17 protein-coding genes are annotated in these 20,567 nt (G+C 66.9%); 8 read left to right on the forward strand and 9 right to left on the reverse strand.

Annotation, left to right across the window (positions count from 1 at the left end):
- Positions 1-11: 11 nt before the first annotated feature.
- From Q344_RS24630 to Q344_RS0120400, 3 genes are read right to left on the reverse strand one after another with little or no spacing between them, the layout of a single operon-like run.
- On the reverse strand, positions 12-1,445 hold the full coding sequence (locus tag Q344_RS24630) for an amidase (RefSeq protein WP_051630935.1): 1,434 nt from the start codon (positions 1,443-1,445) through the stop codon (positions 12-14).
- Between the two features lie 57 nt (positions 1,446-1,502).
- Positions 1,503-2,351: an amidohydrolase family protein gene (locus Q344_RS0120395; protein WP_028288407.1), complete on the reverse strand. Its 849-nt coding sequence runs from the start codon at positions 2,349-2,351 to the stop codon at positions 1,503-1,505.
- A 10-nt stretch (positions 2,352-2,361) separates the two neighbouring features.
- Positions 2,362-3,963: a class I adenylate-forming enzyme family protein gene (locus tag Q344_RS0120400; RefSeq protein ID WP_051630937.1), complete on the reverse strand. Its 1,602-nt coding sequence runs from the start codon at positions 3,961-3,963 to the stop codon at positions 2,362-2,364.
- A gap of 315 nt (positions 3,964-4,278) precedes the next feature.
- Here Q344_RS0120400 and Q344_RS24635 point away from each other — a divergent pair, with 315 nt between their 5' ends.
- The 5 genes from Q344_RS24635 to Q344_RS0120425 all read left to right on the forward strand — a co-directional run bounded on the left by Q344_RS24635 (position 4,279) and on the right by Q344_RS0120425 (position 9,490).
- Positions 4,279-5,415, forward strand: a complete 1,137-nt coding sequence (locus tag Q344_RS24635) for an ABC transporter ATP-binding protein (protein ID WP_051630939.1) — start codon at positions 4,279-4,281, stop codon at positions 5,413-5,415.
- Between the two features lies 1 nt (position 5,416).
- Positions 5,417-6,475: an extracellular solute-binding protein gene (locus tag Q344_RS0120410; protein ID WP_028288409.1), complete on the forward strand. Its 1,059-nt coding sequence runs from the start codon at positions 5,417-5,419 to the stop codon at positions 6,473-6,475.
- A 104-nt stretch (positions 6,476-6,579) separates the two neighbouring features.
- Positions 6,580-7,419: an ABC transporter permease gene (locus tag Q344_RS0120415; protein WP_028288410.1), complete on the forward strand. Its 840-nt coding sequence runs from the start codon at positions 6,580-6,582 to the stop codon at positions 7,417-7,419.
- Complete coding sequence (locus tag Q344_RS0120420; RefSeq protein ID WP_028288411.1) at positions 7,416-8,192, forward strand: ABC transporter permease; 777 nt, start codon at positions 7,416-7,418, stop codon at positions 8,190-8,192. Before Q344_RS0120415 ends, Q344_RS0120420 begins: the two co-directional genes overlap by 4 nt.
- Positions 8,192-9,490: an NAD(P)/FAD-dependent oxidoreductase gene (locus Q344_RS0120425; protein WP_036540167.1), complete on the forward strand. Its 1,299-nt coding sequence runs from the start codon at positions 8,192-8,194 to the stop codon at positions 9,488-9,490. The genes Q344_RS0120420 and Q344_RS0120425 overlap by 1 nt, the downstream gene beginning before the upstream one ends.
- A gap of 20 nt (positions 9,491-9,510) precedes the next feature.
- Here the strand turns inward: Q344_RS0120425 and Q344_RS0120430 are convergent, their stop codons facing one another.
- Entirely contained in the window at positions 9,511-10,161 is a 651-nt protein-coding gene (locus Q344_RS0120430) for a TetR/AcrR family transcriptional regulator (RefSeq protein WP_028288413.1), read from the reverse strand.
- Between the two features lie 150 nt (positions 10,162-10,311).
- On the opposite strand from Q344_RS0120430, the gene Q344_RS0120435 reads away from it, so the two are divergent.
- Both Q344_RS0120435 and Q344_RS0120440 read left to right on the forward strand, forming a co-directional pair.
- Positions 10,312-11,454: an efflux RND transporter periplasmic adaptor subunit gene (locus Q344_RS0120435; protein WP_028288414.1), complete on the forward strand. Its 1,143-nt coding sequence runs from the start codon at positions 10,312-10,314 to the stop codon at positions 11,452-11,454.
- An 8-nt stretch (positions 11,455-11,462) separates the two neighbouring features.
- The gene (locus Q344_RS0120440; RefSeq protein WP_028288415.1) at positions 11,463-14,585 is read left to right on the forward strand and encodes an efflux RND transporter permease subunit; all 3,123 of its coding nucleotides are present in this window, start codon (positions 11,463-11,465) and stop codon (positions 14,583-14,585) included.
- 277 nt (positions 14,586-14,862) lie between these two features.
- Here the strand turns inward: Q344_RS0120440 and Q344_RS0120445 are convergent, their stop codons facing one another.
- Genes Q344_RS0120445 through Q344_RS26420 form a run of 5 tightly spaced genes read right to left on the reverse strand, consistent with a single transcriptional unit; the run spans position 14,863 to position 19,453 of the window.
- A complete protein-coding gene (locus tag Q344_RS0120445) occupies positions 14,863-15,735 on the reverse strand; it encodes an SMP-30/gluconolactonase/LRE family protein (RefSeq protein WP_036540169.1) in 873 nt (290 codons plus the stop codon).
- 11 nt (positions 15,736-15,746) lie between these two features.
- On the reverse strand, positions 15,747-16,190 hold the full coding sequence (locus Q344_RS0120450; RefSeq protein ID WP_028288417.1) for a tripartite tricarboxylate transporter TctB family protein: 444 nt from the start codon (positions 16,188-16,190) through the stop codon (positions 15,747-15,749).
- A complete protein-coding gene (locus tag Q344_RS0120455; RefSeq protein ID WP_051630944.1) occupies positions 16,183-17,694 on the reverse strand; it encodes a tripartite tricarboxylate transporter permease in 1,512 nt (503 codons plus the stop codon). The genes Q344_RS0120450 and Q344_RS0120455 overlap by 8 nt, the downstream gene beginning before the upstream one ends.
- Positions 17,695-17,749: 55 nt before the next feature.
- Entirely contained in the window at positions 17,750-18,814 is a 1,065-nt protein-coding gene (locus tag Q344_RS0120460; RefSeq protein ID WP_028288419.1) for a type 2 periplasmic-binding domain-containing protein, read from the reverse strand.
- A 24-nt stretch (positions 18,815-18,838) separates the two neighbouring features.
- The gene (locus tag Q344_RS26420) at positions 18,839-19,453 is read right to left on the reverse strand and encodes a hypothetical protein (RefSeq protein WP_028288420.1); all 615 of its coding nucleotides are present in this window, start codon (positions 19,451-19,453) and stop codon (positions 18,839-18,841) included.
- Between the two features lie 184 nt (positions 19,454-19,637).
- Between Q344_RS26420 and Q344_RS26425 the strand changes: the two genes are divergently transcribed.
- Complete coding sequence (locus tag Q344_RS26425) at positions 19,638-20,558, forward strand: LysR family transcriptional regulator (protein ID WP_169739211.1); 921 nt, start codon at positions 19,638-19,640, stop codon at positions 20,556-20,558.
- Positions 20,559-20,567 lie beyond the last annotated feature (9 nt).

Genomic DNA, 20,567 nt, shown 5'->3' on the forward strand with positions numbered 1-20,567 from the left:
GCCGGGCGCCGTCACCCCGCCGCCGGTGGCCAGGTCCCGGCCCAAGGCATCAGCCGTTCGATCGCCGCCGCCACGCCAAGCAGCCGCGCCTCGCTGTGCCAGGGTCCGACGATCTGCATGCCGATCGGGATCCCCGAGGACGACATGCCGACCGGGACCGACATCGCGGGATGGCCGCTCGCGTTCTGGGGGACCGTGTAGGGATACCAGGATTCCCGCAGCGGCCCGTGATCCACCCCGTCCACGATCAGCGGCCCGTCCGCCTGCTGGTCGACGGGAAGCGAGGGCGTGACAATGGTCGGCGTGATGTAGATTTCGGCGCCATCGAAATTGCGCTCCACCTCGTGGAAGATGTCCGTCCGCGCCCGGATCGCGCCGGCCAGTGCGTCGTAGGTGTGCTGCGGTCCCGGCGTCAGGGACAGCCGGGCCGTCCGGTCCATCCGGTCCCCGAACGCGTCCCGGAGATGGCCGAACCGCGCGAACTGGTAGGCGCGCATCAGGATCAGCGCGTTGCCGATGTCATGGACCGGCGCGTCGATCGTGCCAACGTCCCGCGCCCCTGCATCGGTCAGGACCGACACGGCGTTCACGACCGCGGCCTCGACCTCGGGGTCCAGCCATTCGTTCACGGTGCGCAGCACGACGCGCAGCCGCAGGCCCTTCAGCGCCGCGACCGGGTCCTCGGGAAGCGTAACCGCATCCGCGCTGCCGCCGAAGGACCAGGGGTCGCGCCGGTCGGGGCCCTTCATGCCGTTGAGCCCAAGCGCCAGGTCCGAAATCGTCCGGCCCATCACCCCGATGCAGGTGAGCGAGCCGAAGACATCCGTCGTCGTTTCATGCGGGATCGCGCCCCAGGTCGCCTTGATCCCCGCCACGCCGCAGGCGGAGGCCGGTATGCGGCCCGACCCGGCACCGTCGGACGAGACGTGCAGCGGACCGAAGCCCATGGACGCGCCGATGCCGGCACCGCCCGAGGACCCGCCGCAGGAGCGCGAGAGGTCCCAGGGGTTCCGGCTGATCCCGTTGGTGGGGCAGTCGGTCAGCACCTTGTGGCCGAATTCCGGCGTCGCGGTCTTGGCAAAGGGAATGGCGCCCTTGAGGCGCAGCCGGGCGATCGCCTCGGCATCCGTGTCGGCGATGACGCCCCTGTAGGCGAAGGAGCCCATCTCGACCGGCAGGCCCTTCACCTTGACAAGGTCCTTTACGGTCACGGGCACCCCTTGCAGCGCGCCGGGCGCCGCGCCGTCGGCGAGCGCGCGGTCACGCGCTTCGGCCTCCTGCATCGCGGCCTCGGGGTCGCAATGGGCTATGCCGTTCGTCTCGGTGTCCAGTCTCTCGATCCGGTCCAGCACGGCGCGCATCAGCCGCGCGGCCTTCAGCTCGCCGGTGCGCAGGCGCGGCAGCAGGTCCGTCGCGCTCATGCGGCAGAGTTCGTCTTCGGTCATACAGGTCTCCCCCCTTTTGGCTTACGCTACGTCGGCCTCTCCGGCTCTGCCCAGATGTCAGAGCCGAAGGAACGCCGCGGCGTTGCCCCCAAGCCACCTCTCGGCCACGTCCTCCTCGATGGGCAGGTCGCGCACCTCCTGGATCACGCGGCCCATGGGCATCATCGGCCAGGCCGTGCCCACGATCATCCGGTCCTTCAGGATCGTCCGCCCGTACTGCATGAGCGGGCCGTAGCCCGAATGTTCGACGTCCAGCAGCTTCGGCCGCATCGCCACGAGCCCGATCCAGAGGTTCGGATGGCGCCATGCGACGGACAGCAGCTCCTCGACCCAGGGCCAGCCGGGCGGGGCGGCGCAGACGCGGAGTTCGGGGAAATCGCAGAGCACCCGGTCGAGCATCTCGGGCCGGCCGAAATCGGGCGAGGACTTGAGCGAGAAGTTCACGCCCACATGCACGTTGACGGGCACGTCGAGTTCGACGCATTTCGCATAGAGCGGGTACATCCGACGGTCATCCACCGCCAGGCGGTTCTCGAAGCATTGCAGGTTGAGCCCCTTGAGGCCCAGCTCCCGCACCGCGAATTCAAGCTCGCGTACCGCCGTCATGCCCTTGTTCGGATCGACCCCCGCGAACCCGGTGAACCGGTCGGGATGAGCCCGGACCACCTCGGCCACGGCCTCGTTCGTGACGCGGCCGCCGAAGGTGGTCTCCACGTCGCGGCCCTTGAGGACGGTCAGCCCGATCCCGGCCGCATCCGCCTCCTCGAACCATTGCCCGAGCGTCAGATCGCCGCGCGCCGAGGCCTTTTCCGAGGCGGCATAGACCCGCCGGTAATTCGCCAGGTGGCTGCCGTCGCTGAGCGAAAGCTCCGGGATCGGGGGCGTCGCCCCGTAATCGATGATCATCGCTGTCTCCTCACCGCCAGACCTGTTCCACCCGGTCGAAGGCGCCGATGCGGTGATCCTGCCGCGCCTTAACCAGTTCCGACTTCGCGACCTTGAACGAAGTCGTGCGCGGCATCGTCTCGATGAATTCGAAGTACCGCGGCACCTTGAACGAGGCGAGCCGCCGGGACGCGTAGTCGATGATCTGCCCGACCATGGCCTCGTCCGCCGCATGCCCGTTCTGGAGCGTCAGGAAGGCTTTCACCTCCTCGCCCCGCAGATCGTCCGGAACCGGGATCAGGGCGACCTCCTCGATCTCGGCCATGTCGCGCAGCACGCCCTCGACCTCGCGGCAGGCGATGTTCTCTCCCGAGCGGCGAATCATGTCCTTCTTGCGGCCGACGATGAAGTGATAGCCCCGGGCGTCGCGGCGGAAGAGATCGCCGGTGTGAAACCAGCCGTCCCGCAGCACCTCGGCCGTCGCGTCCGGGTTCTCGTGGTAGCCCTGGAACATGCCGGGGCCCCGGATCAGAAGCTCGCCGATCTCGCCCTCGGGCACCTCATGGCCGGCATCGTCCACGATCCGCGTCTCGCGGAACGGGGAGGGGCGGCCGCAGCTGCCCGACCCCACCATGTCCTCCGCCTCCATCGGCATGTAGAGGCCCGAACCGATCTCGGTCATGCCGAAGGCTTCCCGCGCGGTCAGCCCGTAGCGCGCCTCGATCTCGGCATGGGCCGAGGGGCGCACGCCGTAGATGTTCGCGCGGATCACCGGATTGTCGGCATCATGCGGGGCGGGGGGCTGCTTGGTCGCGGCCTCGGGGAACAGACAGAACTCGATCCGGTGCTCCGACAGCCAGCGCGAGAACCGCGTCGCACTCTGCCTGCGCCCGACGACCACCGTGCCCCGCTGGTAGATCGCCATGAGCAGGAGCCATTGCGGATCCATGTAGGTGAAGGGGGTCGTGGCCAGGATCCGGCGGAACCGGCGGCCGTCGCGCCAGGCATTCACCATCCCCGTGGTGAGCCAGTAGCGGTGCGACAGCAGGCAGCCCTTGGGCAGGCCGGTGGTCCCCGACGTATACTGGATGTTCATCAGGTCGTCGCAATCGATCCCGGTCTCGGGGCAGTTTTCGGGATCGGCGGCCGCGCATGCATCGCGCCAGCCGGCGGACCCCACGACAAGCGTCCGGACATCGCTATCGGTGCCGTCGAGCACGCTGGTCAGATCCTCGTGGATCAGCAGCAACTCGGCGCGCGCATTGCCGAGCAGGAAGTCGAGCTCTCGCGGGGAATAGCGGATGTTGACCGGCACCATGACGGCACCGAGCCGGGCGAGGCCCAGCCATGCGAGCGGCATCTCCGGGATGTTCGGCAGCATCACCGCGACCCGGCTGCCCTGCGTCACCCCCTGGCCCGCCAGCATCGCGCCGATCCTCCGGCTCTCCCGCTGGACCTCGGCATAGGTCGCGCTCACGTCCTCGTCGAAGAATTCCCAGAGCGTGGCATCGGGGACGTCGTCCGCCGCTGTGTCCAGAAGCGCGGGAATCGAGGCGGGAAAGTCGGCCCTCTCGATCGTCTCGCGTCGTTCGTCCGGGCTCTGGTCGGGTCGGGTCAGGGGCACGGGCGTCATGGAATGATCTTGTCCTTCATGGCTGGAGACCGGTGCCGTCTTCCGGCGCCGCGCCCAATGCTAGACAGCGGGGCGACCGGGCTTCAAATGCCGAATGATCTTCAAATCATAACCCAGATGCATGCTCGGAGTTTCCGAGCTTTATCGATTATATTCCGTCGCTTAATGCCAATCATCTCTGCGCTTCGTAATATTCATTCCTGGAATGATATTCTTGTACTTTGCTATTTGACTTGACCCCTCCCTGCAGGCCGAGAATGCGCCATGTTCGACCGCCATTCCCCTGCAGAAACATTGTCCGACCGGAGGAGCGTCTTGACCTCGACCCAGACCCGCGCCGACCCCATTCTTCGCATCGAGTCCGTCACCAAGAGTTTCGGCAGCTTCACCGCCGTGCGGGACGTCAGCCTCGAAGTGGGTGAGGGGGAATTCGTGACGCTGCTCGGCCCCTCGGGCTGCGGCAAGTCCACGCTGCTGCGCATGATCGCGGGGTTCGAACAGCCGACCAGCGGCGCGATACGGATGCGGGGGCAGGACATTTCCCAACAGGCGGCCTACGACCGCGAGATCGGCATGGTCTTCCAGAACCTCGCGCTGTTCCCGCATCTGAACGTCTTCGACAACGTCGCTTTCGGCCTCCGCGCCCGTCGCCGGACAGAGGGGATCGACCGCAAGGTGCGCGAGATGCTGGCGCTGGTCGGGCTCGAGGGCTTCGAGACCCGCGGCACCGCGCAGATCTCCGGCGGCCAGCGGCAGCGCGTGGCGCTGGCCCGCTCGCTCGTCACCTCGCCCGACATCCTGCTGCTTGATGAGCCGCTCTCCGCGCTCGACCTCAAGTTGCGACGCCAGTTGCAGGGGGAACTGAAACGCATCCAGCAGGACACCGGCATCACCTTCATCTTCGTCACCCACGATCAGGAAGAAGCGCTGTCGATGTCCGACCGGATCGCGGTGATGAATGCCGGGCGGGTGGAGCAGTTCGGCTCCGCGGTCGACACCTATCATCGTCCACAGACCGAATTCGTCGCCCGCTTCGTGGGCGAGACGAACCTGCTGCGGGGCCAGGTCCATGCGGCAGATGCCGCGCGCGTCACGCTCCGGCTCGACGGCCTCGCGGCGCCGGTGGCGGTGGCGGTGCCGCTGCCGGCGGGCGAGACGCCGCCGGGGCAGGGGGATCCGGTGGCGATCTCTGTCCGTCCCGAACACGTGGAACTCGGCCGGCCGGGCCTGCACACCTGCGAGGCCCGGGTCACGTCGCACAGCTTTTCCGGCGCGACGATCACCTATGCGCTCGACAGCGCGGCCGGCCCGCTGCTGGCAAGGGTCCCGTTCCAGCCGGGGCAGGGCCATCCGCTGCCCGACGGGCAGTCCGTTTCGGCAGGCTGGCCCGATGAAGCGGTCACCTTGATCCCGGATCAACCGGGGCATGATACAACCGACAAGGAGATTTGAGATGAAAGTCACAAGACGCCAGACAATGGCCGGCCTCATGGGCGCGGCCGCGAGCCTTTCGCTGCCGGGCCGGCTTTCGGCCCAGGCCGGACCGATCCTGCACGCCTCCTGGGGCGGCGGCGTCGGCGATACCTGGACGGGCGCCTTCGCCGGTCCCTTCGAGGCCGAGACGGGCACCTCCGTCCGCATCGTCGAGGTCCCGAACCCCGAGGCGCAGTTCCGCGCGCAGGCGGGCAATCCGCAGTACCACACCGGCATCGGCACCTTCGTGCAGGGCGTGAACCTGATGCGGGACGACATGCTTGAGACGTTCGACATCGAGGAGATCCCCGCGATGAAGAACATCCCCGAGGAGTACTGGCTCAAGACGGAAGACGGCCGCCTTGCGGGCATCACTCCGTATTTCGCCTATTACGGCATCGCGGTGAACACGGACGAGGCCTCGATCGAGGATTTCTCTTCGTGGAAAAGCCTCGCCGACGAAAAGTGGAAGGGCCGGCTCGGCATGACGCGGCCGATCTATCTGTCGACCTACGACCTGACGATCCTGTCGAAGGCCGCCGGCGGCGACGAGAAGAACACCGACGGGGGCATGAAGCTGTTGGAGGGCATGTCCCGCAACGTGCTGAACGTGTCGAACTCTCTCGCCCAGCAGAACACCATGCTGGAACGCGGAGAGGTGGCGGCGATGCCGTTCTATTCCGTCCGGGTCTGGTCGCTGAACGAAGCTGGCGTCGATCACGTGAAGATCGTGATCCCCGACGAGGGCGCGCTGCTTCTGCCCTATGTGGTCGTGGCGCCCAAGGGTGTGTCGGATCGCGAGAGGGTCGCGGAGTGGCTCAACTTCATCGCCTCGCCCGAACCGCAGGAACGCGGCATGGAGATCTCGGGCTACATCCCCGCCAATTCCGAGGCCGAGGCCACGGACGAGATCCGCGCCAAGCTGGGCATGACGTTCCAGGAGGTGAAGGACCGCCTCTATCAGCCCGACTGGGGCTACATCGCCGCGCATCAGAAGGAGACCGTGGCCGAGATCGACCAGATGCTGGCCAATCTCTGACCGGACCCGGCCGCCCCGTTTCGCGACGGGGCGGCCTTCTGCCACCGCATCGAAGGGGCAGAGACGCAAGCCGTCGGCCCCACCCCAATCCGGAGCTTTCCCCCGTGCCCCGATCCGCCCGCACCGCGCTTATGCTTGCGCCCTCCGCCCTCCTGATGGCCGTCTTCGTCGTGGGCCTCGTCCGGCTCATCTGGTCCTCGGTGGTCCTGGATGGCCAGTTCGACCTTGCCCATTACACCGCGATCTTCAGCCGGTCCGACTATGTCGCCATGCTGGGCCGCACCTTGCGCACGGCGGCCCTCACCACGCTCTTCGCGCTCCTGATCGGCTACCCCACGGCCTATTACGTCGCGCGCTACCGCGGGAACCGCAACGTCCTGCTGCTGCTCATCATCTTCCCATGGCTCGTCTCCATCGTGGTGCGAAGCTACGGCTGGGTGGTCATCCTGGGACCGCGCGGCCTGATCAACAGCTTCCTCACCTGGAGCGGGCTGACCGACCGGCCGGCCCCGTTGATGTACAACGATTTCAGCGTCGTTCTGGGGCTCGTCCACGTGCTCTGCCCGTTCATGATCATCGCGATCGTCTCGGTCCTCATGCAGATCCCCCGCAATCTAGAGGAAGCCTCCATGAGCCTCGGCGGCCGCCCCGTGCACACCTTCGCCACCGTCCTGCTGCCGCTGTCGCTGCCCGGCATCCTGACCGGGACCACGCTCGTCTACCTGATGGCGACGGGTGCCATTGTCACGCCGCTGCTGCTCGGGGGCCTCGGCGACACGATGCTGGGCACAGAGATCTTCCAGGAGGTCATGCATTTCTTCGACTATCCCAAGGCCGCCGCGCTGGCCACGGTCCTGCTGGTGACGGCGCTCGCGATCGTCCTGCCGATCCAGCTGCTCGAACGGCGCGTGACGCGCAGGCTGAACGGGGAGGGCGCGCCATGACATCCCGCATCGTCGCCTGGGCCGTCCTGCTATTCCTGCCGCTGCCCATCGTCATCGTCGTGCTGTCGTCCTTCACCTCGGCGGGCTATCTCTCCTTCCCGATCGAGGGGGTATCGCTTCGCTGGTATGCGGAGTTCCTGGGCTCGGCCGACTGGCTCAAGGTCCTCGGCACCTCTGCTCTGCTGGCCCTGATCGGGGCGCTCGTCAGCACCGGCGCCTCCTTCGCGGCCGCCTGGGCCGTGGTCCGTCACGGCGTGCCGCTTGGCGGCAGCTACGAGACGCTCCTGCTCACGCCGCTGATCTTTCCCCATGCGGCCATCGGCGTCATCATGATCGTCACGCTCGCGGGGCTGGGCTGGCTCGGCACCTTCACCGGGCTTGTGCTGGTGCATTGCATCCTGACCATTCCCTACGCCTATCGCCCGGTCGCCGCCGCGCTTCGCAAGGCCGACCCGGCGCTGGAGGAGGCGGCGGCCAGCCTCGGCGCACGGCCCTGGCGCATTTTCTGGCTGGTGTCGCTGCCGGCGGTGCGTCCGGGTCTGGTCACCTCTCTGCTCTTCAGCTTCATCATTTCCTTCGACGAGGTGACGGTGACCATGTTCCTCGTCGGGCCTTTCGTGATGACCCTGCCGGTGCAGGTCTTCTCGGAGGTGCTGGAAAGCGCGAGCCCGATCATCGCCGCCGTGTCGGCCGCTCTGGTCCTCTTCACCTCGCTGATGGTCTTCGTGCTCGACCGGGTCATCGGCATCCAGTTCTTCGTGGAGCGTGACTGATGGCGGCGTTGATAACGACCCCCTACTGGTGGGAGGACGCCCCGCCCCGCAGCCTTGGCCGCACACCGCCCGAGCGCGCCGATGTCGCGATCGTCGGCGGCGGCTTCACCGGGCTGAACGCGGCGATCACCCTGCGCCGCGCCGGTGCCAGCGTCGTGGTGCTGGAGGCCGATGATTTCGGTTTCGGCGCCAGCGGCCGCAATGCGGGCCACGTCTCGAGCGGTGTGAACCTCGGCAAGGCCGCGGCTTCGTCGCAGGTCCGCTCGCCCCTCGAGTCGCGGCTGCCGCCCGGAACCTTCCAGGCCTTGAAGAACGAGGCGGCGGCCTCCTTCGACTTCGTCGAGGCGCGGGTCGCCGAGCTGCCGCGCGACGCCGAATACCGCCGGTCGGGCCGCGTGGTCTGCGCCTCGCTGCCCGGCCACTTCACGGCGATGAAGGCGAAGGCAGCCAAGATGGAGCGGGACGGCGCCCTCCTTGTCCCGAAGGACAGGATGCGCGGGGCCATCGGGTCCGACATCTATCACGGCGGCATGACCATCGACCGGGCCGGACAGCTTCACCCGGCGAAATACGTGCAGGGGCTCGTCGACCTGGCCGACAGTGAGGGCGCCGCGCTCTGCGACAATCATCGGGTGACGGCGATCGAACGCTCCGGGACCGGCTGGCGCGTCACCGCCCGTGGACGGCAGGTCGCCTGCGACCGCGTCTTCATCGCCACGAACGGCTATTCCGACAGCCTCGTCCCATGGCTACGCCGGCGGGTCATTCCGGCGGCGAGCTATATCGTCGTGACGGACAGGCTGCCCGACGGGCTGATCGACGAATTGCTGCCCGAGGGGCGCACGGCCGTCGACAGCCGGCGGCTGCTCAGCTATTTCCGCCCGACGCCCGACCGGCGGCGCATCCTCTTCGGCGGACGGGCGAGCCTGCGGATGCGGGACGCGGGGATCATAGCGAAAGAGCTCTCGAACCGGCTGACCACCATCTTTCCGCAGATGCGCGGGATCCCGATCCGCTACGCGTGGTCCGGCCGGATCGCCTTCACCTTCGACCTGCTGCCGCATCTGGGGGAACACGAGGGCATCGTCCATGCGCTCGGCTGCAACGGCTCGGGGGTGGCGATGCAGAGCTACCTCGGGCACATGGCCGGCCAGGCGATGGCGGGCGGTGCACCATCCGCCTTCTGGAACCTCCGCTTTCCGACCGCGCCGCTCTACCGCGAGACACCGTGGTTCCTGCCGGCGATGACCGGCTGGTACAGGTTCCGCGATGGCATGGAACGCCTCACGGGGCACTGAACCGGGGGGCCGCTCGCGCCTTACCTGACGCCGTTCAGAAAGACCGACAGGCCGTAGTCGAAGCGCGCCTCCCAGGCCTTCGTGGACGGTCTGGTCTGCGCGCCGACCAGCGCCTCCAGGATCGGAAGGTGCAGCATGTCCATCAGCAGCGACGCGGCCGCGGAGGTGTCCGCGATCCGCAACTCGCCCCGCGCGACGGCGAGGTCGAGTTCGCGTTTCAGCCGGGCCTGCTTGCTGCGCGGCCCGTCGTCGAGACACCGCCGGGCCAGCCGCGGGTGATGCGCGGCCTCCGCGATGGCAAGGCGGAGGAGGGCGATCGGCAGGTCCCAGGCCTCGGCCGGCTGGTCGAACCGGAAGAGCCGGCGCACCCGGGTCTCGAAGCCGGCGCCATCGTCCTCGGTCGCGCTCTCGTCCTCCATCGAGGAGAAGCGGCGCTCGATATAGGCGTCGAACAGGGCGTCGCGATCCTGGAACATGTCGTAGAGCGTCTGTTTCGACATCCCGGCGCGGCGGGCGATCGCGGCCATCGTCATGCCGGCCAGCCCGACCTCGCAGAACATGTCATCCAGCGCCGAGAGGATCCGGTCGCGCCGTTCGCCCGGGTCCATCGCCATCGGACGGCCCCGCGACCGGCGCGGCGCCGCGCCATCGTCTGATGCATCTGCTGCCATCGGGCTCCTCCCCCTGCGCTGCCCGGGCGCGGCATGTCGGATTGGGCTTGCGGACCGCCGCTCGGGCGATTTAAGAGACTTGAAAGTCTTTTATGTGAGTCACGGGCCTCCGCCAAGCGGTTTCCCTGCCTTCCCCGAAAGGAGCCTGAAATGGCCCATCCTGTCCAGTCGCCCCTGCGGGCGCTCCTCACGCTGTGTGCCATCGTCATCGCCGGCGCCGCCCCGGCGCAGCAGGGGGCCGGGGCTCCGCCGGCCGTGACGGTGGAGACCATGCAGCCGCAGGCGCTGACCCTGACCTCGACCCTGCCGGGCCGGGTGCGCGCCTCGGCCCAGGCCGAGGTCCGGCCGCAGGTGAACGGGATCATCACCGAACGTCTGTTCCGCGAGGGCTCGATGGTCTCCGAGGGCGACGTGCTGTTCCGCATCGACCCGACGAGCTATGAGGCGGCGGTGGCGCAGGCGCGGGCCTCGGTCAACGCGGCGCAGGCGCAGCTGAGCGCGGCCGATCGGGAGTTCGCGCGCGTGACCGAGCTGAGCGACCGGGGCGTGGCCACACAGGCCGCCATGGACAACGCCGTTTCCGTCCGCGACACCGCGCTGGCGCAGGCCGATGTCGCCGAGGCCGCCCTGCGCGCCGCCGAGATCCAGCTGGCGCACACCGAGGTGCGGGCCCGCCTGTCGGGACGCATCGGCCTCTCCGAAGCCTCGCCGGGCTCTCTCGTCACCGCCAGCCAGGCAACCCCGCTTGCCACCATTCGCAAGCTCGATGTCGTGCATGTGGACGTCACGCAATCCGCCGCCGAGATCCTCCGGCGGCGCAAGGGCGGGGGCGGTGATCTGGACGATGCCGCCGTGTCCCTGACCCTCGCCGACGGGTCGACCTTCGAGCACACCGGCCTGCTGACCGCAGCCGAGCCGCATGTCGACGAACAGACCGGCGTGGTCGTGCTGCGGATCGAGTTCGTCAATCCCGACATGCTGCTTCTGCCCGGCATGTACGTGCAGGTCGAGATGCCGACCCGCAAGGTCGAGAACGCCTTCCTTGTCCCGCAGGAGGCCGTCACCCGCGACCGACGCGGCAATCCCCAGACGATGGTCGTCGGCGAGGACGGCACGGTCGAGCTGCGCGCCCTGACGCTGCTGCAGGATCACGGCGCCGACTGGGTGGTGACCGAAGGCGTGTCCGCCGGCGACAAGGTGATCGTCGAAGGGCTGCAGAAGGCGGCTCCCGGCGCACAGGTGTCGCCGCAGGAACGCGAACGCACGGCCTCGGCCGCGGCGCCGGCAGAGTAGGGCAGGGCATGGCACGTTTCTTCATCGACCGGCCGATCTTTGCCTGGGTGATCTCGATCATCATCATGGGCGTGGGCACGCTTTCGATCCTGACCCTTCCGGTGGCGCAATATCCGCAGATCGCGCCGCCCTCGATCAGCGTCAGCGCGGTCTATCCCGGCGCCTCGGCGCAGACGGTGGCCAATACCGTGACGCAGGTGATCGAGCAGCAGATGACCGGGCTCGACGGCATGCGCTACATGTCGTCGAACTCCTCCTCGGCCGGGACGTCCTCGATCACCCTGACCTTCGAGACCGGGACCGACCCGGACATCGCGCAGGTGCAGGTGCAGAACAAGCTGTCGCAGGCCACGCCCCTGCTGCCCGAAAGCGTGCAGCGGCAGGGGGTCACGGTGCGCAAGTCCTCGGCCGGGTTCCTGATGGTGATCTCGCTGATCTCGCCGGACGGTTCGATGGACGAGACCGACCTCGCCGACTACCTGCAGACCAACCTCGTCGACGAGATGTCGCGGATCGAGGGGGTCGGCTCGGTCCAGGTCTTCGGGGCGCAATACGCCATGCGCATCTGGCTCGACCCGTCGAAGCTGTCGGCCTACGAGCTGACGCCCTCGGACGTGGTCGGCGCGGTCTCGTCCGAGAACGCGCAGATCTCGGCCGGCGCCTTCGGCAACCGCCCCGCCCCCGAGGGGCAGATGCTGAACGCCACGATCACCGCGCAGTCGCTGCTGCAGACGCCCGAGGACTTCCGCCAGATCGTGCTGCGGGCAGAACCCAACGGCGGGCTCGTCCTGCTGGGTGACGTGGCCGAGGTCGAGATCGGGTCCGAGGGCTACAACTTCTCGGCCAGCTACAACGGGCAGGCGGCCACCGGCATGGCGATCAGCCTCGCGCCCGGCGCGAACGCGCTCGACACCTCGAAGCTGGTGCATGAACGGATGGCGGAATTCGCGGAGTTCTTCCCGAACGGCATCGACTATGTTGTGCCCTACGACACCACCCCCTTCGTCGAGATCTCGATCGAATCCGTCGTGCACACGCTGATCGAGGCGATCGTGCTGGTGTTCCTGGTGATGTATCTCTTCCTGCAGAACTTCCGCGCGACGCTGATCCCGACGCTGGCCGTTCCGGTCGTGCTTCTGGGCACCTTCGGGATCATGGCGGCCATGGGCTTCACCATCAACACGCTGACGATGCTGGCCATGGTGCTGGCGATCGGCCTCCTGGTCGATGACGCCATCGTGGTGGTCGAGAACGTCGAACGGGTGATGGAGGAAGACGGTCTGAGCCCCTACGAGGCGACGAAGAAATCGATGGGCCAGATCACCGGCGCGCTGATCGGCATCGCCATGGTGCTCTCGGCGGTCTTCGTGCCGATGGCCTTCTTCGGCGGATCCACCGGGGTGATCTACCAGCAGTTCGCGATCACCATCGTCTCGGCCATGGCGCTGTCGGTGGTCGTCGCGCTGACCCTGACGCCCGCGCTCTGCGCCACCATGCTGAAGCAGAGCCACGGCAGGCGGGGCGGTCTCTTCGGTCTGTTCAACCGCGGCTTCGACGCCACCCTGCGCGGCTACGGCCGGAGCGTCGGCGGGATCGTGCGGCGTCCGCTCCGGATGGGGCTGATCTATCTCGCGCTCGTCGCCGCCATGGCGCTGCTGTTCACGCGCACCCCGACCGGCTTCCTGCCGGAAGAGGATCAGGGGATGATGCTGGTGATGATCCAGGGGCCGACCGGCGCGACGCTGGAGCGGACCGAGGCGGTCATTCACACGATCCACACCCACTTCCTCGAGACCGAGGCCGATGCGGTCGATGCCGTCTTCGGGGTCGCGGGCTTCGGGTTCGCGGGGCAGGGGCAGAACATGGGCCTCGCCTTCGTCCGGATGAAGGACTGGTCCGTGCGCGAGGATCCGGCGCTGTCGGTCCAGGCGGTCGCGGGGCGGGCCTACGGTGCCCTGTCCCGGATCCAGGACGCGATGGTCTTTCCGATCGTGCCCCCCTCGGTGCCCGAGCTGGGCAATGCCTCGGGCTTCGACATGTTCCTGCAGGCCCGCGGCGGGCAGACCCATGACGAACTTGTCGCCGCGCGCAACCAGCTGCTCGGCATGGCGGCGCAGAGCCCGCTGCTGACCGGGGTCAGGCCCAACGGGCTGGAGGACGCCTCGCAGTTCAAGCTCGACATCGACTGGCGCAAGGCGGGGGCCATGGGGGTCTCGGCCAGCGACGTCTCGCAGCTTCTGGGCATCGCCTGGGCCGGGTCCTACGTGAACGACTTCCTCGACCAGGGGCGGATCAAGCGGGTCTACGTCCAGGGCGAGGCCGACAGCCGCGCGACCCCGTCGGACATCGACAAGTGGCGGGTCCGCAACGCCACCGGCGGGCTGGTGCCCTTCGCCAACTTCGCCGAAGGCAAGTGGGAGCTCGGCGCGCAGGGCGTCTATCGCTACAACGGCGTGCCCGCGATGCAGATCCAGGGCAACCCGGCGCCCGGCGTCACCTCGGGCGAGGCGATGGCCGAGATGGAGCGCCTGGCAAGCCAGCTCCCGCCGGGCTTCGGCATCTCCTGGACCGGCCTCTCGCTCGAGGAACGCCAGTCCGGCAACCAGGCGCCGCTGCTCTACGCGCTGTCGCTCGCCGCGGTCTTCCTCTCGCTGGCCGCGCTCTACGAAAGCTGGTCGATCCCCTTCGCCGTGATGCTCGCGATGCCGATCGGCGTGCTCGGCGCGCTGATCGGGGCCTGGCTCGGCGGCTACGAGAACGGCGTCTTCTTCCAGGTGGGCCTGCTGACGGTCATCGGCCTGACCGGCAAGAACGCGATCCTCATCGTGGAATTCGCGCGGGAAAGGGTCGAGGCCGGGGAAGAGCTCATCTCCGCCACGGTCGAGGCCGCCCGCCAGAGGTTCCGTCCCATCGTGATGACCTCGATGGCGTTCTCGCTGGGCGTGCTGCCGCTGGTCCTGTCCATCGGCGCAGGCTCCGGCGGGCGGAACGCGATCGGCGCCGGCGTCCTGGGCGGAACGATCTCGGCCACCGTGCTGGGTGTCCTGCTGGTGCCGCTGTTCTTCGTCATCGTGACGCGTCTGTTCACGCGGCGGCGCAAGCGCCCGACCGGCGCACCTGCGGAGGTCTGACCGCGCGCCGAAGGCAAGCGTGAGCGGAAACGGTTTGATTAGCCAATAGGCACCGCCCTGCGTCCACGCGGACCTTTGCAGTTCCGTGCCGCGTCGGGTGAGGAAGGCGTCGCAGTGCGGGCTGCGTCGCTTCTCGCCGAAGGCGCGTGACTCTGCGCGGTTCCTGACAGCACCCAAACGGTGTAAGACTTGTTATGTTTCATCCAGGGTGCCGGCGACGCCTTGAGGCGGAGTGGCCTCCGCTCCGCCCAGGGCGGGGATGCTGCGACGGTCCTCCTCACATATTCGAGAAACGCGGCTCCGGCAGCCCGGGCGTCGCGACACGAACCGCGAAAAGCCGACCGGCCAAGACATCGTTTTCGTCCAGATCGCCACGTGTCATGTAACGCGCCGTAGTGATGTACAGCGTGCGCAGGTCCGGCCCACCGAAAGAGATCATGGTGGGGTTCACCGTCGGCACGGCAATCCGCGCGACCTCACGCCCGTCCGGCGAGACACGCACGACAGCCCCGGCACCATAGAGCGCGGACCAGTAGTGACCTTCGCTGTCGACGGCCGCGCCATCCGGATGTTCGCCACTGGATGTCGTGAACACCACGTCTCGCACGTAGGTGTCCGGCGCGCGCGACGGCGTCAGGCGATAGACGACCCGGCTGCGGCTGTCGGAATGGTAGAAGCTTTCCGTCCCGACCGGAAAAGCCAGGCCGTTGGAATTGACGAAGCCACGTATGGCCACCACGACGCGGCCGTCCGGATCGATGCGGTAGAGCGCACCGTCGGGCGCGTCGGGCGCGGTGCCGAATGTGCCGACCCAGAAGCGCCCCTGGCGATCACACTTGCCGTCGTTAAGGCGACAGGTCGCCGCGTCGTTGGGCGTGGTGGCGAAATGTTCGATGGCACCCGTGGCCGGGTCGAGCAAAAGAAGGCGGTTGCGCAAGGCGCAGAGAACGCGCCCGTCCTCGCACAATGCGAAAGACCCGATTTCTTCCGGCATGTCCCACCTCCGAACCCCGCCGGCCGCGTCCAGCCGATAGAGGCAGGGCGCGTGGCTATCGACCCACCAAAGCGCGCCATCGCGCGCGTCCCACGTCGGGCACTCGCCAAGTTCGCTGACGACGTCGGTGATCGGTTCAGGGCGACTGTCGAGCATGTCGTCATCCTTCAATACAGGGGAAACCACGGTTCGGGCAGCGGCAGGCGCAGAACGCGTTCCACCAGAACGACCAGGAAAAGCAGGGTTCCAACCGCGGCCGGAACGGCAAGTGTCCATTTCTCGCCTTGCACCAGCATGTAGGCGAGCACGAAAACCGGGGCGGCAACGGGAAAGCCGAATGCGATGGCCGCTGCGAAGAAGGCGCCCATCCACAGGCAGCACCGCAGCACCGGCCGGAGGGGCGGGCCTTCCCACGACGCGACTGGGCTGGCCTTTACGAAGGGCAGGATCGTGTGGATCACGCCGCAGACGATCATCACGCTGCAGATGAAGACCGGGAAGGTTGCCGCCATCGCCTCCCATTGCAGGGCCGCAAAAAGTGCGGCCAGCGCCATCAGCGTGAGCGCCACGCCGAACCACCAAGACGGGTCCCTGAAGGGGGTGTCACGCATTGCCGCCTCCTGCCTGCTGGGCCCTCATCGCACGATCGCGCCTCCCGCGCAGGACCATCGCTGCGAGGAATGCGAGTGTCAGGCCCAGCGTCGCCAAGACGATCGGGCGCTGCCAGAGCCAGGAGGCGCCATAGACCTGCACGGAAATGAAGAAGTTCGCTTCGGCCAGTTGCCCCAGCACCATGCCGATCAGCAACGGAACCCGCGGCCAGTCATAGGCCTTCATGAACAGCCCGAGCGCGCCGAAGACGGCAAAGGCGATCAGGTCGTTGTAGCTGTTCGATGCGAACGTCGCGCCGATCGCCATGAAAGTGATAATCAGGGGGGCGATCACGCTCGCCCGGACCTGGCAAAGCTTCACGATATGCCGCTGCAGGACAAGGCAGATCAAGGCAACGACGATGTTCGCAAGGATCACGGTCCAGAGCATCTGGAACGTCAGCGGCAGCTGTTCGTTCAGCATCGCGCTGCCGGGCCGCAATCCGACGATCAGGAAGACGCCCAGCATGACCGCCATCGAGGCATTGCCGGGAATCCCGAGCGCAACCGTCGGGATGATGGCGCCGGGCTTCTGGGCCGTGGTCGCGGATTCAGCCGCGAGGACACCCCGGATATCGCCCTTGCCGAACTGCGAACTGTCCCTCGCGGACTGGACCGCGTGAGAATAGCCCAGCCATTCCGCCGCCGATCCGCCAAGGCCGGGAACCACGCCACAGACCCCGCCGATGACGGAACAGCGCACCACCAGCCACCGATGTCGGATCGTGTCGCGCAACCCTTCGAGGGCCCCGCCCTTCACCGCGAAGTCCCGCGCGATCGAGGTCCGCGACGCCATCAGCTCCATGACTTCGGGCACGGCGAAGAGGCCGAGCGCCACGGGAACCAGGGGAAGCCCGTCTTCGAGGTAGCTCCAGCCCAGGGTGTACCGGTAATCCCCTGTCGCCCCTGCCACCCCGATGCAGGAGATCAGAAGACCGGCAGCCGCGACCATCAGCCCGCGTGCGATATTCGGCCCGACCAGCGAGCCCGACATCACCAGTCCCATCATGGCCAGCATGAAGAATTCCGGCGACCCGAAACTGTTGATCACGGGCCGGATCACCGGCAGCAGGACCAGGAAGATCACCGAGAACACGATCGTTCCGACGATGGAGGCGAAATAGGACGCCGAAAGCGCCCTGCCGGCCTCGCCCCGCTTGGCCATCGGGTAGCCGTCGAGGTAGGTCGCCTGCGCCGCCGATGTCCCCGGAATACCCAGAAGGACCGCCGGGATCGCATCCGTCTGCGTCGTCACGGCATACATGCCGAGGAGGAAGGAAAACGCCACTTCGGGCGGTTGCCCGATCGCGAAGGGAAGCAGCAGCCCCATGCCCGTCAAGCCGGAGAGGCCGGGCACGAGGCCGAAGAACATCCCCGACACGATCCCGACCATGGTCCATACGAGAACCTTGGCGGTGAAGATCGTGCTCAGCCCGATTGCAAGCGCCCCGAAAATATCTTCCATGGATCCTCCCTCCCGGTTTGCCCGGACGCGACTCAGGTCGCGTCCGGGCGCGGTCTCACTTGAAGTACGCCGGGGCGAGTTCCATCAGGATCTCGACCACCTCGGGCGCCTTGAAGCCATCGTGGAGCGCTTCCAGCTTTTCCCGCGTTTCGGCGGTGTCCGAGAACGGGCGGACTGTCGCCTCCATTTGCTCTACCGCCGCTGCGTATTCGGGGTCCGCCACCGCCTTGGAGAGGGCGGTTTCCCAGGCCTGGACGTATGCTTCTGGCGTCCCGGGGGCGAGCAGGTAGATGAACTGCACGGCGGCCGCCTGATTGAAGGCCGAGAACAGTTTGTACTGGGGGGTATCCAGCGCATCGGGCTTGTATTCGCGAATGAGCTCGTCGAAGGTCGGCGCGTCGATGCTGGCATCACGCACAAATCCGTCCGGCCCGGGAATTCCGACCTGTCCGAAGGCATGAACCGTTCCCGCCTCCTCGACGGAGTCCTGCTGTACAGCGTAGTAATCGCCGTTCAGGCTCGTGATCGTGGTTTCTCCTGTCAGGACGGACTGGAGGTTGTTGCCGGCGGCGCCAAACCCGCCGATGATCCGCGACCTGGCGCCGAACATTTCTGCGAAGACATTGAAACGATTGCCGTTCAGGTCGGCTGGTGACGGTGCACTGAACAGCAACGGCTTCGGCGTGTCCGCAAGGTCTGCGGGGACTTCCACGCCCAGGTCGTTCCGGATCAACACCACCGTATTGACGGGCTGGCTGCCTGCTATCCCGAAGTCGCGCACGTCGAGTTCGAAATCCTTGAGCGTCACCCACCGTGTCGGGATCGAGTTGCAAAGGCAGATCTCGAGCCCGTCCGGCCTGGACGAGTTGTGCATGTAGGTGGCGGCCTGGATGCCAGCGGCTCCTGGCCGCGGCTCGACCACGACGGTCGGTTCGCCCGGCAGGTATTTGGCCACGAAGGGCGCAAGCGTCCGCGCGAACAGGTCGGTGGACCCGCCGGCCGCGAAATTCTGCACGATGCGGACGGTCTTGCCCGAAAAATCGGCCTCTTGCGCGGCGGCCACATTGGGTATCGCAAATGCGGACGCCATTGCCAGCGCTGCGAAAATCTTCTGTCTCATAATCTCCTCCCAGAGTTGGTGATGTCAGGTGGCGCTGGATCCGATGCAGCGCGTCGCCACCACCGAAGTATCGGTCATGTAGCTGCGTCTGCGCGCGAAGCTCTCGACCCATCGTGGCTTGGACTGCTCGGGCGGCAGGTTGAAGAACCGCGATGCAGACCAAGCCTCGAGGTCGTCGTACCTGGCGATCAGCAGGTAACGCGTCACGCCGTTTTCGGGCGCGGTGTGCCACATGCCGACGACGTGGCACTTCGTGTCTTTTTCAAACTCGTCCCACACGGGGATCGTGTCGGCCTCGAAGCTCCCGGCCTTGTCGCTTAGAACATGGAACCACCGGTTGGTGAACATCGCCCTGCTTTCCTCGAGCAGGTCGAGATCGCGCTCGGAGGCTGGCGACAGCGCCTGGCGCGTGACAGACACCACGTCATTCAGCGCTTCGATCTCCTCTACCGCCGCGTCCATCCGGGCCTGGTCCTCGGCGGACAGCACGGCGAAAACGGTGTTGACGCTTGCACCGATCTGGGGCGCGAAGAGGCCGATCGCCCGTACCGCGCCGTCGGCCAGCCTCAGTTCACGCAACTGGCGTCCCACGGCGTCCCACCGGTTGGGTGCGGTCGCAACGGTCAGGTATTCCTTCATCTGGCAAATCTCCTTCAACTGCGCTCCGAAAGGGGCGCATTGCCGTGGTCGTTTTCGGATTTCCTCCCATCGGGCAGCCTTCGCCGCCCGTCCACGGATAAGTTTAGACGGGGCGAGCTATAGAGATAAAATTCATAAAACCGTAAGCCCATCGGCAGAACCGATGGGCTGTGGAGTCGCTGCCGTGGATCGAAATCACCGGAACTTCCTCCTGGTGTCAGAGGCAGGCAGTTTTTCTGCAGCGGCCCGGTCACATGGGATCAGCCAGTCAGCATTGTCTGAATCGGTGTCGAAGCTCGAAGATCACTACCGGGTGCAACTCTTCGATCGCGTCGCGCGTGGGGTCCTGCTGACGGAATACGGCCAGATCGTCCTCGAACGTGTGAAGGCGATCCGGGCCGAGTACGACAACACCGCCCGCGAGATCGAGGCGCAAAGGGAAAAGTCGCTGGCCGAACTCCGGATAAGCTGCGGCCCTCGCTGGGCCATCAACCTGATGCCTGCCTTGATCGCCAGCCTGCAAAACGAGTTCCGGGGCTTCAACGCACGCGTCGTCATGGCCCATCGGTCTCAGATCATGGAGTCCCTGCAAAAGCGTGAGACCGACGTCGGTGTCTGCGGCATCGCGAAACCGCCCCAAGACCCCGGCCTGGCATACGAGATGCTTTCAACGGTGCATTCCAACATCTTCGCAAGGGAAGGCCATCCGGTGCACGCGACCGGCTCGGCAGTCGACCTTTCGGAATGGCCCTGGACGAACCTCCACCGAAGCCCCGTCGAGCAGCTGTTGCCCGAGGACGTGATCCTGAAGATGTCTCGAAAGCACATGGTCACGCTGACCACCGACAGCTTCACAATAGCGCTGCGCCACGCCGCACTCAGCGACAATCTGCTGATAATCCCCGAAGCCCTGGCCAACCTGGCAAAGAGTTATGGACTGAAGGCTGTCCAAGGCCACCTGCCAATCCGCGAGTTCCGAACGGCGGTGTTCTACCATCGCGCGATACAATCCCGCCCCGTGATCCGGCGACTAATCACCGTGATCCGCGACTGGGACAACGGCGGGCAGGACGAGGCGGCACTGGCCAGAGCATTATCGCGATAAATGCATACA

It is taken from the genome of Pseudooceanicola nanhaiensis DSM 18065, from assembly GCF_000688295.1.
GTDB classification, from domain to species: Bacteria; Pseudomonadota; Alphaproteobacteria; order Rhodobacterales; family Rhodobacteraceae; genus Pseudooceanicola; species Pseudooceanicola nanhaiensis.

What these genes read in the sequence shown, in the direction of transcription:
- Q344_RS24630 (WP_051630935.1), bottom strand. Translation starts at nt 1,445, where the DNA reads ATGACCGAAGACGAACTCTGCCGCATGAGCGCGACGGACCTGCTGCCG.
- Q344_RS0120395 (WP_028288407.1), bottom strand. Translation starts at nt 2,351, where the DNA reads ATGATCATCGATTACGGGGCGACGCCCCCGATCCCGGAGCTTTCGCTC.
- Q344_RS0120400 (WP_051630937.1), bottom strand. Translation starts at nt 3,963, where the DNA reads ATGACGCCCGTGCCCCTGACCCGACCCGACCAGAGCCCGGACGAACGA.
- Q344_RS0120410 (WP_028288409.1), top strand. Translation starts at nt 5,417, where the DNA reads ATGAAAGTCACAAGACGCCAGACAATGGCCGGCCTCATGGGCGCGGCC.
- Q344_RS0120420 (WP_028288411.1), top strand. Translation starts at nt 7,416, where the DNA reads ATGACATCCCGCATCGTCGCCTGGGCCGTCCTGCTATTCCTGCCGCTG.
- Q344_RS0120425 (WP_036540167.1), top strand. Translation starts at nt 8,192, where the DNA reads ATGGCGGCGTTGATAACGACCCCCTACTGGTGGGAGGACGCCCCGCCC.
- Q344_RS0120430 (WP_028288413.1), bottom strand. Translation starts at nt 10,161, where the DNA reads ATGGCAGCAGATGCATCAGACGATGGCGCGGCGCCGCGCCGGTCGCGG.
- Q344_RS0120435 (WP_028288414.1), top strand. Translation starts at nt 10,312, where the DNA reads ATGGCCCATCCTGTCCAGTCGCCCCTGCGGGCGCTCCTCACGCTGTGT.
- Q344_RS0120440 (WP_028288415.1), top strand. Translation starts at nt 11,463, where the DNA reads ATGGCACGTTTCTTCATCGACCGGCCGATCTTTGCCTGGGTGATCTCG.
- Q344_RS0120445 (WP_036540169.1), bottom strand. Translation starts at nt 15,735, where the DNA reads ATGCTCGACAGTCGCCCTGAACCGATCACCGACGTCGTCAGCGAACTT.
- Q344_RS0120450 (WP_028288417.1), bottom strand. Translation starts at nt 16,190, where the DNA reads ATGCGTGACACCCCCTTCAGGGACCCGTCTTGGTGGTTCGGCGTGGCG.
- Q344_RS0120455 (WP_051630944.1), bottom strand. Translation starts at nt 17,694, where the DNA reads ATGGAAGATATTTTCGGGGCGCTTGCAATCGGGCTGAGCACGATCTTC.
- Q344_RS0120460 (WP_028288419.1), bottom strand. Translation starts at nt 18,814, where the DNA reads ATGAGACAGAAGATTTTCGCAGCGCTGGCAATGGCGTCCGCATTTGCG.
- Q344_RS26420 (WP_028288420.1), bottom strand. Translation starts at nt 19,453, where the DNA reads ATGAAGGAATACCTGACCGTTGCGACCGCACCCAACCGGTGGGACGCC.